This is a genomic window from Longimicrobium sp., from assembly GCF_036280135.1.
GTDB lineage: Bacteria > Gemmatimonadota > Gemmatimonadetes > Longimicrobiales > Longimicrobiaceae > Longimicrobium.
Window position 1 is genome coordinate 1 of the sequence record NZ_DASURI010000001.1, and the last position, 17,689, is coordinate 17,689.

Annotated in this window: 6 protein-coding genes; 3 read left to right on the top strand and 3 right to left on the bottom strand. The window is 74.5% G+C overall.

Annotated elements, in window-relative coordinates; genetic code table 11:
- A partial coding sequence (locus VFZ20_RS00005; RefSeq protein ID WP_329681750.1) for a hypothetical protein occupies window positions 1-182 on the top strand: 182 nt, incomplete at its 5' end.
- Here VFZ20_RS00005 and VFZ20_RS00010 read toward each other — a convergent pair.
- The 3 genes from VFZ20_RS00010 to VFZ20_RS00020 all read right to left on the bottom strand — a co-directional run bounded on the left by VFZ20_RS00010 (window position 140) and on the right by VFZ20_RS00020 (window position 15,439).
- A complete protein-coding gene (locus tag VFZ20_RS00010; RefSeq protein WP_329681751.1) occupies window positions 140-1,585 on the bottom strand; it encodes a S8 family serine peptidase in 1,446 nt (481 codons plus the stop codon). The two genes, VFZ20_RS00005 and VFZ20_RS00010, sit on opposite strands and share 43 nt — an antisense overlap.
- Window positions 1,586-2,098: 513 nt before the next feature.
- The gene (locus VFZ20_RS00015) at window positions 2,099-7,897 is read right to left on the bottom strand and encodes a neuraminidase-like domain-containing protein (protein WP_329681752.1); all 5,799 of its coding nucleotides are present in this window, start codon (window positions 7,895-7,897) and stop codon (window positions 2,099-2,101) included.
- A 162-nt stretch (window positions 7,898-8,059) separates the two neighbouring features.
- Window positions 8,060-15,439 (bottom strand): SpvB/TcaC N-terminal domain-containing protein, encoded by a 7,380-nt coding sequence (locus tag VFZ20_RS00020; protein WP_329681753.1) that lies wholly within the window; start codon window positions 15,437-15,439, stop codon window positions 8,060-8,062.
- A 934-nt stretch (window positions 15,440-16,373) separates the two neighbouring features.
- On the opposite strand from VFZ20_RS00020, the gene VFZ20_RS00025 reads away from it, so the two are divergent.
- Entirely contained in the window at window positions 16,374-17,435 is a 1,062-nt protein-coding gene (locus VFZ20_RS00025) for a histidine kinase (protein ID WP_329681754.1), read from the top strand.
- A 29-nt stretch (window positions 17,436-17,464) separates the two neighbouring features.
- Window positions 17,465-17,689, top strand: a 225-nt coding sequence (locus VFZ20_RS00030) for a LytR/AlgR family response regulator transcription factor (RefSeq protein ID WP_329681755.1), incomplete at its 3' end; no start/stop codon positions are given.

Here is a 17,689-nt window from a genome sequence, read left to right on the forward strand (position 1 = left end):
GTCCCGGGGGATCCGGGGGGATCGGGTGGAAGGCGGGCACGGCCGCGGCCGTTTACGCCGCCGCCGCGCCCACGCGCTCCGCACTCAGGCCCGTCCGCTCACCGACGGCGCGCCGCCACCGCGGCCGCGCCGTCGTCCATCAGCGGCGGACGGCGCGCACGGCGGCGTACGCGTCCAGGTAGCCCGCGCCCACCTCCCACTCCGAGTAGCCCAGCAGCGGGCGGGCCGTGCGGGTGATGGCGCGGTACGCCTCCGACGGGGTGAGCCGTCCCTTGGCGGCCTCTTCCATGAGGGCGATGGTGCCGGCCACGTGCGGCGCGGCCATGGACGTGCCGCCGATGCACATGTAGTAGGGCAGGTGGGCCGTCTCGATGGCGCAGTCCAGCAGGTCCGCCGGCACCGCCGTGGCGCCGATGGTCACGCCGAAGACGGACCGCGTGGAGACGATGTTCACGCCCGGCGCCGTGATGTCGGGGTGGTACAGGGCGTCGCCGCGGCGGCCGCGCGACGAGAAGTCCGCCAGGATGCCGCCCGCGCACTGCGACGCGCCGTTGGTGGGGTCGGGCGTGACCGTCTTGCAGCCCGCCGCCACCGAGATCACCCACGGCGCCGCGCTGTACGGGTTGAGCGTGTTCTCGCCCGGTCCCTCGTTGCCCGCCGCGAAGACGACGGCCACGCCCGCGTCGTACAGCTTCTTCGTGGCGACGTTGATGGGATCCAGCGGGTCGTAGTCGCCCGAGCTGCCCCACGAGTTGTTGACCACCTGGATGTTGTACTCGGCGTGGTGGTCCAGAATCCAGTCGAAGGCGGCCAGCGACCACAGCACCATGATGGCCTCGCCCGTGCCCAGGCCGATGAGGTTGGCGCCGGGAGCCACGCCCACGTACTTGGCGCCGGACGCCGTGCCGTCCCCCGCCGCGATGCCGGCCACGTGCGTGCCGTGCCCCGACGACGTCTCGCTCGTGGGCACGTTCTCCACGAACAGCGAGCCCGCCAGGGTGGGCAGCCCGTCGCCCATGGAGAGGAGGGCGTCCGGGTGGATGGCGATCTTCACGTTCTGCACGGTGCGCGTGGGGTGCTGCAGGTCGGGGTTGTAGGCCCCGTCGATGCCGCTGTCCAGGATGGCGATGCCCACGCCCTTGCCCGTGTAGCCGGCCGCGTGCGCCAGCTGCCCGTTGATGCTGGGAACGCTCTGCGCCAGGAAGAACTCCAGCTGCTTGTTGCTGAACACCGACCGCACGCCCGGCTGGGCCGTGATCCCGGCGATCTGCGCCGGCGTGGCCACGGCGAACACCATGGGCAGGTGCTCGAAGCGGATGATGCGGGCGCCCAGCCCGGCCAGCGTCCGCGCGACGACGTCGCCGCTGGTGGCCGCCTCGTCGTAGGTGACGATCACCTGCAGCCGGTCCAGCGCCGATGCCGCGTTCAGCAGGGAGGTGAGCACGGGGTCGATACGCACGAGCGGGTTCAGGCCCAGCAGCTTCGAGGGCAGCACGGCTTCCACGGCAGGGGCCACGGGGGCGGCGGCATCCTGGCAGGCGGACGCGGTCAGGGCGACCGCGGCAAGGGCGATCCAGCGCTTCATCCGATCCTCCGGGTACACAGGGGGGAGTTGACCGCACTTCTTTCGGCCCTGGACAGGGCAACGCCGGGTCCATCTCCCGCCGGCGTGCCGTGCCACTCCCCAAAGCTTCGGAATTGGATCGATGCGGATACGCGAACGCCGCGGCGGACCCGGGTGGTCCGCCGCGGCGCAAGCGATTGTGGACGATGCGCTTGGAAGGGAATGGGCATCCGCCCGCCCCGCTTGGCGGCCACGGCCGTCACCCGGGGCGGAATTCCGGGATCAGGACCGCGGTCCGCGCGGAAGGCGGAGGTGGACGAGCACCCCGCGCACGTCCTGTTTCACTATAACAGTGCAAGACGCGGTCGTATTTTGGTGAACCGAATCACCATAATGTGGAACCCCGCTGCGTAGTCCCGTGCGTCGCGGGGAGCAGAAAGGTCCCGTTCCCCGTCCGCCGGCGCTCCGAAAGCCGGGCCGAGTGGCGGAGCAGGCGCCGCCGGGCGAACCCGGCGGCGCCCGTGCGCCAGGAGATCAGGCCTGGGGCCACTCGGGCGTAGTCCCCTGGTAGCCGATCACCAGGAACAGGTCACGCACACTGCCGTCGCGCACCCGGGCCGCGGTCGCCGGGTCCAGCGCGAGCGTCCACTCGCCCGTGGGGCTGGCGCCGATCACCCCGCTCCACGCACCGCGCCGCGTGCTGACGACGCCGTCCACCGCCTGCGCCGCGCCCGCGTTCGCCGTGCCGGACGGCCATCCCAGCCGCGACACGCCTGCCTGCACCGGCGCCGGTCCGCCCGGCGCGAAGTACAGCATGAGGGTCCCCACCCGCAGCCCGTCCAGGTTGGGCGGGAACATCCCCCGCGTCACGGGAAAGCGCACCTCGGTAGCGCCGTTGCTCAGCTCGTACCACTGGTCCGGGTACTGGTCCCGGAAGCTCAGGCCCAGCTCTCCGCCCATCTCCGTGGGCAGGGTGCGGATGACCTGCCGGCGGTAGTCGTCGCTGTGCAGCGCCGTGTACTCGATGGTGAGCATCACGTCCGCGATGCTGTTGAAGTCGAACGGGTTGGCGGCCCGGGGCATCTCCAGCTCCCAGGTGGTATCCACGCCCATCCCCTCGAACGGCAGCATGAGCTCCGACTGCAGGTCCATCTCGAAGACGCCCGTGGCGCCGGCGGGAGCGCTGAGCGCCACCCGCTCGGGGTCCCGACGCAGCGTGACCGTCTGGTACCCGCCGTCCGGCACCGTCACCCGCGACACGCCCGAGGCGGACAGGGTGGCGCGAATTCCCTGCGTGGGCGGGATGAGCGCCACCACCGAGGTGCGCACCTGGCGGATGAGCCGCACGTAGTGCCCGGGAAAGTCGCGGTCGAACATCTCCATGGGCGTGGCGAACAGCAGCGTGCCCGTGCGCCGGAACTGCTCCAGCTCCAGCGGCGCCGCCTGCGCCAGCGAGATGGTGCGCGCCAGGTGCAGCTTGCGCCGGTTGGTCTCGAACGCGTACTGGTCCAGCTGGTGCACGTCCTGCAGCAGCCGCGCGGAGCCCGTGAGCCCGCGGCGGTCCGGAGACGAGGCGCCGGTCCCGGCGCCGTTCTCCGAGGCCGCCTTCCAGTAGTCCATGCGGATGACGGAGAGCGACGCCTCCTGCCGCTCGAACGCCAGCTGCTGCTCCGCCAGCCGCGCCACGGCCGTGGCCTGCTGCAGGAAGTACGCGTACACCCCGCCCAGCACGCCGCTCATCCACCCGTACAGCTCCGCGCTGGTGAACTTGCTGGCCAGGAACTCCAGCGTGGCGGCGGCGTTGGTGGCCTGCATCTGCGCCACCACGCGCTCCTGCCGGGTGATGGCCACGCGATCCCGCGCCTGCGCCAGCTGCTCGGCGCCCAGGGCCACGTCCTTTTCCGCCAGGGCGGCCTGCAGCTGCCACTCCTGCTCGCGCCGCTCCCAGCTGGCCTGCAGCGAGTTGCGCTGGGCCCGGGCCTCGGCGTTGTTCAGCGCGATGCCCACCCCCGCCTGCGCGATGGCGATCCCGCCCACCATCGCCGCCGCGCCCCAGTGCACGCCGATGCCCGTTCCCAGGAATCCCTCGCCCGCCGACGTGGCCATCTGCTGCGCGATCGTGAGCGCGGCCTGCAGCCCGCTGTTGACGTTGCGGTAGTGGTTGATGTCCTCGTAGTTCTTGACCAGGTCCCGCTCGGCCTGGATGGGCCCCGCCTCGATCCACCCGCGGTAGGTGGACTCCTGCATCCGCGCGCGCTCCTGCTGCAGCGCGGCCAGCCGCACGCCGCCCAGCGACTCGTCCACGCGCAGGTCCTGCAGCTGCACGGTGGCGCTGGTGATGCCCAGGTCCTGCCGGGCACGCAGCAGCGTGTAGGTCTCCGCGTCGTGCTTTTCGAGGCTGGCCAGGTACTGCGCCTCTACCTGCTGCGCCAGCCCCACCAGCTGCTTGGCCCGCTCCACGAGCGTGCCGTAGCGGTACGGCGTGGGGCGCGGCGCGCCCTGCCGCGCGAACCCGGGGCCGTAGCCGCCGCCGCGCCGCTGCATGCCCGCGATGTTCCGCCCCGTGCGCAGCTTGTACAGGTTGAGCTCCGCGCGGCCGCGCAGGGCCCGGGTCTCGGGGTTGGGCGCGTAGCCGTTCCGGGCCGCGGGGTCCTGCCCCTCCACCCGCATGTGCGGGCTGTCCAGCAGCTCCAGGGCGCCCAGGTACAGCGTCCGGGCGCGGGCCGTGCCCTCGCCGCCCTCGGCCGCGAACTCGTCGTCGGCCATGTCCACGAAGCAGCGCACCACCAGGTGCAGCGTAAAGCGCGTGAGGGCGCCGGGCCGCGTCTTGATCAGCTCGTGCGGGTTGAGCTGGGCGCGCAGCCACTCGTCGGGCATGGGATAGTCGTCCGGGCGCGACTCCTCGGCGGTGAGCCCGTACCAGACCTTTCGGTCGGCCGCGGGGAGGTTGTAGCCGTACACGGTGCGCAGCCAGTCCAGGGCGGCGCCGTGCTGCCCCGCCTGGTGCAGCAGCAGGGCGAACTGCACGGGGACCCAGAAGAACAGCTCCTCCAGCACCGGGCGGTGGGGCACCTGGTTGCCCGCGGCCGTCACCAGCGCCTGGATGGCCGCCTTGCGCCCGGGCAGCTCCGCCTCGGCCACGCCGGGGCGCAGCGCGTGCGTGCGGCTCTCCCAGTCCGCCATCCGCCCGTCCAGCCACGTCCGCACCTGGGCGGGGATCCCGGCCAGGTACCGTGCCCCCAGCTGCTGCACGACGGCGGGGGAGATGGGGCCCAGCTTCAGCCGCTCGCTCATCATCCCGGCAAAGTTGGCCGTCAGGTCCGGGCGGTCCACGCCGGGAAGCAGCACGTTCTCGGGGTAGAGAAAGACGCGCATGGCGGCGGACCACCCGGCGTACGTCCCCATCCACGCCCACTCGGCGTCGAAGGCGCTCTCCTCCGTCTCGCCCTGCAGCGTGGGCAGGTCCAGCTCCCACCCCTGCGGATACGGCCCCAGCGCCTCGGCCATCTCCATGAAGCGGCCGGCGCGGATGGTGCCCAGGATGCCCTGCAGCGTCTCCACCGCCTGGGCCTTGCGGGTGGTGCGCAGCCCGCCCGTGGCGCGCACGTCCACCAGCAGCCGCTCCGTGAGCCAGTCGGCCACCCGCTCCAGCCGCGCGGCGGAGGGGCTGGCGTCTCCCGCGTGCAGTGCCACCAGCGCGTCGCGGAGCACGGGGAGCGCCACCTCCTCCGCGGCCGCCACGGCGTCGCCAAAGCCGCGCTCCACAGCCGCGCGCTGGTCGATGCGGGCCTGGACGCGGCCCTGCCAAGCGCGCAGCGCCACCACGTCCGCGCGCCACGGGGCGGACGGCGGCACCTCGGAGGTAGCCTGGAAGGTGTCGGGGTCGATGGTCACGGTGGCCTCTTCCGTCCGCCAGACGGGACGGACGCGCACCTTGGCCAGGTGCACCATCAGCGAGGCGAGCTCCACCCACTCCGCCTCCAGCAGCGGGCCCTGCGCCGCGGCGGCGTGGGCGCGCGCCACCAGCTCCAGCCCGCCGGGGGCAAGGCCCAGCGCCTCCAGCGCCGCGGACACGTCCTCGCCGGCCGCGCGGCGCGCCTGCAGCGCCGCCAGCGCGGCGGCCGTCGTGGCCGATCCGGTGGCGTCCGCCACCATGCGGTCCAGCCGCGCGGCGGGCGTCTCGCTGCCCACGGGGGCGGAGAAGCGCGCCAGCTCCGCCGCGATCCACGCGCGCCGCGCCGTGAACAGGCGGTACGCGGTGCTGGTCTGCACCCGCGCGGCGGGAAGGAACGCCGCCTCGGGAACCACATCGGGGTCGATGAGCGGCACCCCGCCCTGCGGATGGTCCTCCCACGTCCACGTGGCCTTGAGGTGCCGCAGCCGGGCGTCCAGCAGCAGGGCGCCGGGGGCCAGCGCCAGGGGGTCCGTCGTCACGGGCAGGCGAAACACCTCCGCCAGGCGCGCCTCGGTGACCGTGGCCGGGTCCATGAACAGCGTGTCCAGCATGGCCACCTGGCTGCCGATCCCCAGCCGCTCGGCCAGGGCGGCGCGCTCGCGGTCGCGGCGCTCGCGCTCCGGGCCCGTGCCGGCGAGGGGGCGCAGCCGGCGCAGCTCCTGGAAGTTGGTGCCAAACTGCACCAGCAGGGCGTGGTACGCGGCGGCCCGGTACCCCGCCTCGGCTGCGGGGGCCAGGGTCAGCCCGCGCGCGGCCGCGTAGCCGCGCAGCACCTCCACGGCCAGCCGCAGGGGCGAGACCTCCTGGTCGCCCGCCAGGTCCCGCAGGGCGCTGAACGGCTGAAAGAACGCGCTGCGCAGGTCGGCCTCGGCTAGGCCGCGGGGGCCGGGAAGCTGGATGCGGCGGGTGGCGTACGCCAGCAGGTCCTTGAGGTACAGCGGCAGGGTGGTGTTGTCTTCGGTGCCGTAGCTGCTGTACGGGCTGCCCACGCTCACCCGCACGGTCTTCGTGGCGTGGTTGAGCTCGGCGTTGCGGGCGGTGGAGGTGGCCTTTACCACCAGCTCGTGCATCCCCGTGGACGGCAGCGTGACCTCCACGTCGAACGCCACCTCGCGGGCGCCCGCGGGGACGGCCACGTTCTGCGCCGGTCCCCCGGCGCGGGACACCTGCACCGTGGCCAGCGTGACGTCGGCCACGCTCACGCGGCCCGTCACCCGCACCCGCGCCGTGCCGTCCTCGCCGGCCGTGAGCACCTGCGAGGGCTGCGGCGAGGCGATGAGGACGTCGGGCGGGGTCACGCGCCACACGTCGACGGCGGGCTCCGCCGTGCCGATGTTCCCCGCCGCGTCCCTGGCCGTGACCAGCGCGATGTAGCGGCCCTCCGCCACCCCGTCAAAGCGCACGCTCCACTGTTCACCCTGCCGGGTGACGTTCAGGACGGCGCTCCGGGGCGTGCGGTCCTGCTTGTTCAGCAGCTGCGCGGTGACGGTGTCCATGGCGCTGTGGCGGTCCACCACCTGCCCCGTGAGGGTGAAGGAAACGGGATCCACGTCCTGCACCAGGCGCCCCGGCGGCGTAGCCGACACCTCCGGCGGGGTGCGGTCCGCCAGGGTGAACTCCCTGCGCAGCTCCGTGGTGTTCCCCGCCCGGTCCCGCGCCTCGATGAGCAGCGTGTTGGCGCCCTTGTGCCAGCCGGTCGCCGCCACGTTCCGCAGCTCCCACCGGCCGTCCGCGGCAACGGGCACGTCCGCCAGCGTACCGGCGTTCAGCGCCCACCGGAGCGAGGAAAGCCCGGTCACCGTGTCGCTCACGGTCCCCCCGTAGGTGATCTGCAGGGGCTGCCCCACGGGCGGGCAGGTGTCCGGCAGCCCCGCCGTGGCGTCGGGCGCGAGGACGGGGAGCGAGTGGTCCTCGCGGACGATCGTGGTGCCGGTGGCCGTGCGCTCGTTGGAGCCGCCGTACACGCCGCCGTCCCAGTCGAACGAGTAGCCCACGAGGGCCTTCACGGACCAGTTTACCGTGTGCTCGGTGCCCAGGCCGGTGTACGGGACGCGGACGACGAAGCTGCCCGTCGCCTCCACCGGGAAATTGTACGTTTCGGAAGCCCTCCGGTTCTCGTACCACACGTCTACCGTCACGCTGAGCGTGTGGTCGTACAGGATGGTGGACCCGCCGCTGTAGCCGGCGGTGCCACGCGCGACCACCACGGCCGGCGTGCCGCTGGGCACCCAGCCGTCAGGCTCCTGCTTTACGCTGGCCACGCTCAGCGAGACGGTGGGCTTGGCGGGACTGGGAGGGCTTCCTCCCCCGACGGGCGCCAGCGACGCGTCGCCGGAGCTGTCCCGGGCCGGGCTGCTGATGAAGTCGTTATCGCTCATTTCCGTTTCTTCGTGGTTGTAAGTCCCCCTGGCGACGTCGCGTGACGGGAGATCCTGCCCGGCGTCGCCAGGGTGCCTGTTGATCCGCCGTCTCCCGTCCGGCGGAGCGCTGCCCGCGTCAGCGCGACCCTGCGCGGGACTTCTTTCGCGGCTGCCGCCGGCTCAGAACAGGCTCCGGTAGAAGCCCACGGTGTTGTCGAAGCCGTTTTCCACGATCTCGTTCAGCGTGCCACCGATGGCGTTCTGCGTGTCCTCGCTCAGATGCGCGTTGATGACGGTGCCGATGGTGTATCCCACCGCCCCGGCGCCCACGACCGCGCCGGCCGCCGTGGCACCGGCGGTGCTCAGCACCGTGGCCGCCGTGCTGGTGGCGTTGCCCACGCCGGAGGCCCAGTCGCCGCGCTGGATGTCGGTGGCCAGCGCGTAGCCCGACACCACGCCGCTCGCCGCCCCGCCAAACCGCGACATCCGGAGCCCCCACTTCTGGATGTCCTTGCTCGCCGCCGCGACTCCCACCAGGTACGTGCTGGAGCCGGCGATCTCGGTCATGCCGCCCGCCACGCCCACGGTGGCGACGGCCGCGTTGTCGGATTGCGCGGCAACGATCGTGTTGGCCATCCCGGAGCCCGCCATCAGCAGGTGCGTGGCGGTGCCGTACAGGTGCAGGTTGGGCAGCTCCACGGTCACCTTGACCGATCCCGGGTTGTTGGGGCCGAAGTTGGCGACCTCGTGCCCTGCGAGCGGCGCCTTGCGGCTGAGCTCCTCCGAGGTGGAGACCCACGCTTCCACCATCTGCTCGCGGGTGAGCATCCCCGACGGATCCACCTTGCCTTCCGTCTTCCACCTTTCGATCATGGCCCGGGCGCGATCCCCCGCCTGCGTTCCGTCCTCCACGAACCCGGGCGCGGCGTACGCCGCGGCCTTTCCCGGGTCGCCGGACCACAGGTTGTAGGGGCCCTCCATCACGGTGCCGCTGGTGCTCTTGATCCGGTTCTCGTACTTGATCGCGTCCCACACCGGCTGGACCGGGTTGGCGCCGGGCTCGTTGGGCTTCTCCGGCGAATCACGCGGCGGCTCTCCCGCCCGGCCGCTGGGGTCGCGCAGCGCCACGGGGTTGCCGCGGCAGTAGGCGTACAGGTTGGGGCCGTCCACCATGCCGGCGGGGTCCGCGCTGGCCCAGCGGCACAGCCAGGGCAGGTAACAGCGCGCGCCGTGGCAGCTCATCCCGCTCTCGCCGTCGCGCTCCATGGCCGTGAAGCGAAAGCGCTTGCGGGCGAACGAGCCAAAGGTGGTGTCGCCGAAGGGCGCGTACTCCTCGCGGTTCACCCAGCCGCCGGCGGCGTCCAGCACCACGGCGCTGCTGCCCAGCGGGTCGCCCAGGTGGTACTGCACCTCGGGACCGGCGTCGTCCGGGTGACGGTCGCCGGCGCGCACCAGGGCCATGCGCCGGGTGCCGTCCATCACGTGCAGCAGCGTGCACGCGCCCGCGGCGCCGTCGGGGCGCGACCAGCGCTGGTGCTCGAAGAGGCCGTCCACGTACGTCGTCACCTCCACGCCCCCGCCCTGGCGGCGCACCAGCTTCCTGACCCGCGCGCCGGCCGCGTCGTACAGGTACAGCGCGCAGACGGACGGCTCGGCCCAGCGGTCGTCGCCGGGCGCGGAGCCCGCCGCGGGCGTCTGCTCGGCGAACAGGGCCAGCCGGTTGGCGTGGTCCCACGCCAGCCGGCGCGCGCCGGTCTCGATCACCAGGTTGCCGGCCTCGTCGTACGCGTGCGTCCGCGGCGCCGCGGGGTCGCGGTCGCCCACGTGCGTCAGCCGGTTGGAGGGCGCGCCCTCCCACGGGGCGCCGTCCGCGTGCAGCGGCCACTCCGCCGCCCACCCCGCCGGCGTGCGCCCGCCCACGCCGAAGTGGCGCGTCCACGCGCCGCCGTCCGCGCGGTGGGCCAGGGCGAGCAGGTTGCCGGCGGGGTCCCACGCGTACGCCTCCGCGTACAGCACGGAGAGCGCGGGGGCGTTGTCCATGTCCGGCGTGGCGTGACCGCCGGAGCCAAAGCCCTCGCGGGGGGCGTCGCGCCACGGCCGGGGCGCCGCGGCGCCCGCCCGTCCCTCGCGCCCCGTGGCGGAGACCAGGCGCCCCAGCGGGTCGTAGCCAAAGCGGCGCACCAGCGCGTCGCCGGCCGCCAGCCGGGCGGCGAGGTCGGCGTCCACGCCCATCCACGCCGAGGCCTCGGGGTTGGCCAGCACGCCGGCGCCGCGGGTGCGGTCGACCGTCCGCACCGGGTTGCCCTCCAGGTCGTAGTCGCAGTCCAGGTCCTGCAGCACGGACTCGCGCTCCGTCGTCCCGGGGAGGGGGCGAAAGGTCCACGGCGCGCCGGCGGGCCGGGTGTAGCGCTCGCTGCGCAGGCGGCGCAGCAGCCCCGTGTCGCGGTCAAAGAAGCCGCGGGTCATCACCCCGTTGCCGTACGCCACCAGCGTCCGCTCGCCCCGCGCGCTGTAGGCGATGCGCTCCACGTACGGCGCGTCGTCCAGGTGCACGCTGCGCAGCGCGCCGGAGCGGTCGTAGCTCGTCCGCAGCGTGCGCCGCGCCCCCGTGGCGTCCACGGGGGTGAGCAGCGTGCGCACGCGGCCCAGGGCGTCGCGGGTGGACGTGGTGGCGTGGCCCGCGGGCTCCAGCAGCGCCTCGGCGTGGTCGCCGAACCCGGTCCCCTCCGCCGGCGTCCAGTCCACCCGCCAGGGGCGCAGCCGCCACCCGTCCGCCGCGGCGGCGGCCAGCGCATCCAGCAGGTGCGCGTCGCGGATGGGCCGGCGGACCCGCTCGCGCGGCTGCCCGCCGAACGCGTAGCCGGGTACGTCCATCAGCCCCGCCTCGTCGTAGTGGCGCACGGCGCGCCCCAGCGTCCGCAGCTGCCGGGCACGGGCGCGCTCTCCCGGGTCCTGCGCGGGATCACCGCCGTCGCCGTACTCCACCCGCTCGCGCAGCCCCGTGGGCGCGTCGGCGTCGTCCCGCGCCCACAGGCGGACGGGGCGGCCCAGGACGTCGTAAGCGTGCAGGGCCCGCGCGCCCCGCGCGTTGGACGACTCCAGCGGCCGGCCGGCGGCGTCCAGCACCGTCACGGTCCATCCGGCGTCCAGGGATTCCTGCCGCAGCACCCGCCCGGCCAGGTCGTGGACCGTGCGCTGCACCGTGCGCCCCAGCGCGTCCGTCACCCGCAGCACGTTGCCGCGCAGGTCGTGCTCTGTGCGCCCGCGCAGCTCCGTCACGGGCGCGCCGGGATCGGCGGAGCGCGTCCGCGCCACCGCCACGACGGTGCGGCCCAGCGCGTCCAGCACCACGCTCCCGGGGGTGTCGTGGTGGTGCGCGTACGGGGCGGACTGCGACGGGTGCGTGCGCCCGCCGTTGTCCGCGGCCGTGTAGCGGTACTGCTCCCACGGCGTGGGGCGGATGACGGCGGCGGACAGGTCCAGCACGGAGGGGATGCCGTGGACGGCGCGGACCTCCGCCCCGTTGGGGTGGACCGTGCGCACCACGCGGCCGCGGGCGTCGTACTCCACCGTCACCCGGCGTCCCCGCTGCGCGTCCGTCACGGGCGCGAAGTCCCACCCCGTGGAAAAGAAGGGCTCGTACTGCTCCACGGGGCGGCCCTTGTTGTCCAGCCGCGTCCATCCGCTCACCACCACCCGCGGGGCGCCCGGGTCCGCCGCCACGCCCACGACGTCCGCGGCGTCCCGCGCGCGGTCCTCCGTCAGCACTCCGGCGCCGAAGGTCTCGTCGCCAAAGAGCACGTCCGGCCCCTGCGTGCGGGTCTGGATGGAGCGGCCCAGCCCGTCGCTGTACTCGATGGATTCGATGGTCTCGTCCCGCTCCGCCTCCGGCGCGTCCCCGTCCAGGGCGTGGAACACCCGGCGGATGGTGCGCACGGAGACGGGCTGGCCGCGCAGCGCGAAGGCGTGCAGGTCGTAGACGTAGCGGATGGAGGGAAGCGCGTCCGTGTCGCCCACGGCCTCGCCCGGGCGCCCCGCCATCACCTGGCTGGCCACGCGGCCCAGGGGGGTAAAGCGCACGCGGGTGCGGTCGCCGTTGGGGTCCCGCAGCAGGCAGGGCTGCAGCAGGTGAAAGTCGTGCCGCGCGCGGGTCACGAGCCCCGCGGGATCGCTCACCTTGCGGGTGAGCAGCTGGTAGCGGCAGTAGCGCACGTGCGTCTCGCGCCCCCACGGGTCGCGGGTGCGGCGGATGAGGCCGCGCGGACGGAACTCGCCCCGCTGAAAGTCGTACGCCTGGCTGGCGGAGGGCGCGTACCACCCGCCCACCACGGGCGAGCCCTCGGCCGGGCCGCGCCGGCGGTAGCCCGCGTCGCCGGCCAGGGCGGCGACCTCCGCCGGGTACGCCGACCAGTCCGCTAGGTCGTGGAACCAGGGCGGCGCGGCGTCGCCGTACGCCTCGCGCAGGCGCTCCGGGGTGAGGACGAGCGACTCGCTGCGCACCACGGCGCCCGTGGCGCCCACCCGGCCCAGGGGCAGCCCCTCGAACGCCGGGCCGTCGTAGAAGTGCAGCGTCTGGCCCACCACCCGCCACGCCGTGGCGCCGTCGCCCGCCACGACGGCATCGCGGAGCGCGTAGACGCTTCCGGTGGCGACGCCCGGGATCTCCCACTCCGTCGTGCAGGCCACGCGGTCCAGGATCCGCCGCCCCCCGGGGGCCGGGGCGGCGTGGACGGTGCGGGTCACCATGGCCAGGCAGGGCTCCGCGTGCGGCCCCTCCCCGTACGGGTCGCGGCCGCGGGGCACGGCCACGGCCAGCGACAGCCGCGCCTGGCCGTACGCGTCGTAGTCCGCCGTGAAGGAAAAAGCCGTCATGGGCTCGTCCCCCCGGTCCCACTCCGTGGTCCGCCGGGCGACGGCGTGGGGAAAGAAGACGCGACGCCGCGCCCCGGCCCCGGCCGCGTCCTCCTCGCGCACGGCAAAGGCGTGCTCGGTGACGGTGTAGGGCCGGCCCGCGTGCCGGGGGTCCCCCGGGTGCTCCGGGTCGTCCAGCGCGTACAGCTCCGTCCGCAGCACGCGGCCGCGCAGGGTGCGCAGGGCGTCGCGGCGGGCGCGCGCGTCCGCCGCCGCGGAGGGCGGGAGCGCGGGGTCGGCAAAGCGCTGCATCCCGGGCTCGGCGGCGTACTCCGCCCCGTACGCGGCGCCCCGCCATCCGCCCGCCCCGTCCGCCACGGCGCCGGGGTGGAACCAGGTGCGCGTTTCCAGCGGCGGCGCGAAGAAGCGCTCCGGCACGGTGCCGAACCCGTCCGGATCGAACGCCCGCGGGTCGAACGCCTCCGTGTCGCGCTGGTCCACGCGCCCAAAGCCGCGGAACTCGCGCTCCTCGCCGTCCCAGTAGCCGTGGTGGTAGGCGTACTCCGTCGTCAGCCGGCTCCCGGAGACGCGGTCGATGGAGTGCGTGCGCGCCACCACGTGCACGGGAAACGGCAGGGGCGTGCGCCAGCGCAGGGCCGGGTCCGCCTCGTCGGCCAGGCAGTAGCGGGTGGACGGCGCGTACTCCACGCGGCTGACGCTCCCCGCGTTCGCGTCCGTCTCCGCCAGCAGGTACGGCTTGGTGCCGCCCGTCAGGTCCAGGAAGCGCATCCCGGACTGCCCCCGGGGCGCGGCCGCGCTCCACAGCACGCCGGAGATGCCGTTGCCCAGCACGTCGGCCAGGCGCACGGTGGTCCCCTCCGCCACCCGCGGCGTCCCCGTGATGGTGACGGGCGCGCTCCAGCCGTTGCCGGCGCGGTTCATCCACAGCGTCACCCGGCCGTCGTCCACGTAGACCAGGTCCGCCGCGCCGTCGCCGTCCACGTCGCCCAGCAGCAGGCGGCGCGGGTCGTACGACCAGGGCAGCTGCGGCGCGTCCGCCATCCGCACGGGCGCGCCCCAGCGGCCGCCCCCCAGCGCGGGCCAGTACTCCACCGCCCGGCCGCGCAGCATCACCAGGTCCTGCAGCCCGTCGCCGCACATGTCGGCCAGGCGCAGCCGCGGATCCGTGAAGGTGAGCCCCTCCAGCCCGGGGACGGAGCCGCGGTCCACGGATGCCGTTTCCCCCCAGCCGTGCTCCGGGTCGCTGAACCAGCACTCCAGCCGGGCGCCGGCGCGCAGCGCGTCCGTCACCCCGTCGCCGTCCAGGTCCACCAGCCGCACCTCGGGGTCGTCCAGCGAGAACGAGGGCGCCACGCGGTACGGGCGGTACGACCGCGCGTCCCAGGCGCCGTCGGGGCCCAGGGGAAAGTAGCCGGCCATCCCCGCGGTGGTGACGAGAAGGTCGGCGCGGCCGTCGCCGTCCGCGTCCACCAGCTGCACGCCGGGGCCGTTCAGCGGCACGCCGGCCGGCGCATTGCGCATGGCGCGCGGCGCGTCGAAGCGGCCGCCGCCGCGGTTGCGCCAGTAGCGAAGGGTGGGGCCCATCTCCAGCAGGTCCGGCAGCCCGCGGCCAAACAGGTCCACGAGCTCCACGGTCCCGCCCGCCGGCAGGTCGGGGCCGGCGAGGGGAAGGAACCGGCGCGCCTCCGGCTGGAACCGCGTGTACGCGAACTCCACCGGCGGCAGCGTCTCCGACGTCGTTTCCGAGAAGCCGTGGACGGTGACCGCCGCCAGGAGCGAGACGCCGTTGCGGGGAAGGTGGACGGCCCGGTCCGGGTGCCGCGCCAGGGGGCCGGGCTCGTCCAGGTACTCGAGCTGGTAGCTGCGCAGCGGGCGCTCGCCGTCCGCGTGCGTGGCCACGTCGATGCGGGCACAGCGGCGCCGCGTGCGGACCTCGAACCCCGCGCGGCGCTCGGAGAACGGGTCCGGCCGGTCCGCGTATACAAAGCGGACGCTGGCCAGGAACCCCTCCGCGCCCCCGTGCGCGTGGTCGATCCAGCGGATACGGTCCAGGTACAGCTGGCACCAGCGGAACGGGGCCTGGCCGCCCCGGTCGTCGGCGTACTCGTAGACGATGCGGTTGCCGAACGGGTCCACCGTCTCGGCCAGGTGCCAGGCGAAGGTGCGCCCGTCCCGGTCGGGATCGGCGACGGCGGCGCGCACGCCGTTGGCCCCCGTGCCGCCGTAGCGGCTGATGAGCCCGTCGCGGCCGCGCACCTCCCAGGTGTCGCTGGCCAGGTGGTGCTCGATCTCGGCGAACAGCCCCTCCGTGCGCGGTCGGTAGCGGCGCACGGCGGGGTCCTCGCCCCCGTCCGTGCGCACCAGCTCCTCCGCGCCGGAAAGGATGAAGGTGTCCGGCGTGCCCGCGGCCCCGTCGCGGTAGCGCGGCACCCCGCGCGACGTCTTGCGGGTGATGGCGGGCACGGACACGCTCCACCCCAGCCCGAACGGCCCGTTGCCCGCGCCGGTGCTGTACGCCAGCGACAGGTTCGGCCCAAAGCCGCCGCGGCCGGCGGGAAGGCTGATGGGAAGGGTGACGTTGCCGGTGCCGGTGTGAAGGTCGGGCGAAAACGTCTCTCCGATCCCCTGCAGCGCGCCGCCGCCGCTGGGGAGAGAGATCGCCGCCGGAGATGTGCCGGTTGTGCTCATGGCGGATGTGGGGATCGGCAGTGAACCTCGTCGTCGGCAGCCCCGGGGGTGCCGCGCGGCGTCCGTCCCGTCGGCGCCGTCGCTGCGGATGCGCGCCGGCCGGGCGGACGATGGATGCCGGGGGCCCCGTGCCCCGCGGCGTCCGTGGATGGACGATGTCCCCGCCCGCCGGAACGCGCAGCAACGGGGGGACGGGGCGCCCTCCGCGCGTGACAGCCTCCACTGGCGCGGGCCGCCGCCCGTGCCGCCCGATCCGCGCGAATCCGCCCGCCTCCCCGCCCTGCCCGCGCGGCCTGGGAACGGCGAAAAGACGAGGCCCGGCAATGGGAAATCCGCTGCCGGGCCTCGTCGTCCCCCGTCCGTCGCCGCGAAGATTAAGGGAAAGTTTTCGCGTGGGGAAAAAACGGGGAAGCAGCGGGGTTTCGGGCCGTCCCGTCCGTTCCCTCCGTGATCCGGCGTGTGCACCCCGCCGGCGTGGGACGGGGGGAGCAGTACCGGCGCGAGCGCGGCTCATTCCCCGCGCGGTGCGCCGTGCCCCCCCGGAGTGGATCTCGTCCCGCCGGGGCAACCCTCCGCGCCCCGAGCCCGTCCGATCCTCCGATCCTCCGATCCTCCGATCCTCCGATCCTTCGATCCTGCGATTCTTCGATTCCTTCGATCCGGACCGCCCGGTCCGCCCGGCCAGGGCAGGGATCGAACGAGGCGGAGGGATCCCCGGAAAACAGGGCAGGAACATGGACGCTTGCCCCCGCGTACCAGCCGGACGGCGAGCGGCCGGCAGGCCGGTTCCGCGCGGTCGTCTCCCGCGCACCCCGTCCGGGAAGCCGGCGCGGCGTGCGGCAGGAAACGGGCGGCTCGTGCGTTCAGGGAAAAGACAGGCGCGCGCGGCGGCACCGGGGCCGCCCGCGCGCGCGAACCCCGTCCAGGGACATCGATGTCGAATGGGCTCGGCCGCGGAGGCGGCGCGCGGCGACTGGGGCGGGACCTGCTCCTGGCGGCGGCGCTCTGGATGCCCGTGGGGGTGCTGGGGTGCTACTCGCACGTCACCCACCTGCGCCAGGTCGAAGAGGCGGTCACGCTGCGGGCACTCGTCCCCTGCCTGGCCGTCCTGCTCGTCCCGGTGCCGCTGATGGCGGCCATCTTCGCGGCCTCGCGGCGGTGGCCCCTGGGGGGCGCCGGCTTCCGGGCGCGCCACGTCCTGCCGCACCTGGGCGTGCTGGCCCTTACCTACGCCGTCCTCGTGTCCACGATCTACGTGGCGGAGACGATGGCCGTCCAGCGGCCGGAGCTGGCGGGGTTCGCGGTCATGTGGTTTCCCCACATGCTGATGACCTACGTGATCGGCGCGGGGGTGCAGACGGCCACGCAGCTGCGCGGAGAGGTGCACCGCGAGCAGATGCGGGCCCTGGAGCTCTCCCGGCGGCTCATGCGGACGGAGGTGTCGGCCCTGCGGGCGGGGCTGCACCCGGGCTTCTTCTTCGACACCCTGGACGCGCTGGAGGGGCTGATCGACCGCGACCCCGGCGCGGCGGACGCGCTGGTGGCCCGGCTGGGCGCCTTTCTGCGCTATTCGCTGGACGTGGCGGACACGCCGCTGGTCCCGATGGAAGAGGACCTGGACGCCCTGCGCGCCTGCCTGGACGTGCTCGCCCTGCGCTCCGGCGGGCGCCTGGCCGTCTCCCTGCGCGCGGAGCACGAGGCGCTGGACGGCGAGGTGCCGCCGCTGCTGCTGGTGCCGCTGGTGGACGAGGTGGCGCGCCGGTCCGCCGGCGTCCCGTCGTCGCTGTCCATCACGGCGCGCGCGGAGGACGACGGCGTGTGCCTGGAGCTGCGCGCCCGCCCCGCCTACACGCCGGGGCCCGCGCTGCACGCCCTGCGCACGCGGCTCACCCACCTGTACGGCGCCCCCGGCCCCGTCGGGGTCGAACCCCTGCCGGACGGCGGCCTGCGCGTGCGCCTGCTCATCCCCTGCGCCGCCCCGGCGGCCATTCCCTGAAGGATGGAGATCCCACCCCCCGTGTTCGAATGCTGAGCAAGGAAATCCGCGTCGTCGTCGTGGACGACGAGCCGCTGGCCCGCGAGCGGCTGCGCCGCCTGCTGGAGACGGAGCCGGACGTGCGGGTGCTGGCGGAGTGCGCCGGCGGCCGCAGCGCCGTGCAGGAGGTGCTGGCGCACCGCCCCGACGTGCTGCTGCTGGACGTGCACATGCCCGGGCTGGACGGCTTTGGCGTGCTGCGCGAGCTGCGCACC

Bases quoted from the DNA above. Each gene is read 5' to 3' on its own strand.
- VFZ20_RS00010 (WP_329681751.1), bottom strand. From the start codon at position 1,585: ATGAAGCGCTGGATCGCCCTTGCCGCGGTCGCCCTGACCGCGTCCGCC.
- VFZ20_RS00015 (WP_329681752.1), bottom strand. From the start codon at position 7,897: ATGAGCGATAACGACTTCATCAGCAGCCCGGCCCGGGACAGCTCCGGC.
- VFZ20_RS00020 (WP_329681753.1), bottom strand. From the start codon at position 15,439: ATGAGCACAACCGGCACATCTCCGGCGGCGATCTCTCTCCCCAGCGGC.
- VFZ20_RS00025 (WP_329681754.1), top strand. From the start codon at position 16,374: ATGTCGAATGGGCTCGGCCGCGGAGGCGGCGCGCGGCGACTGGGGCGG.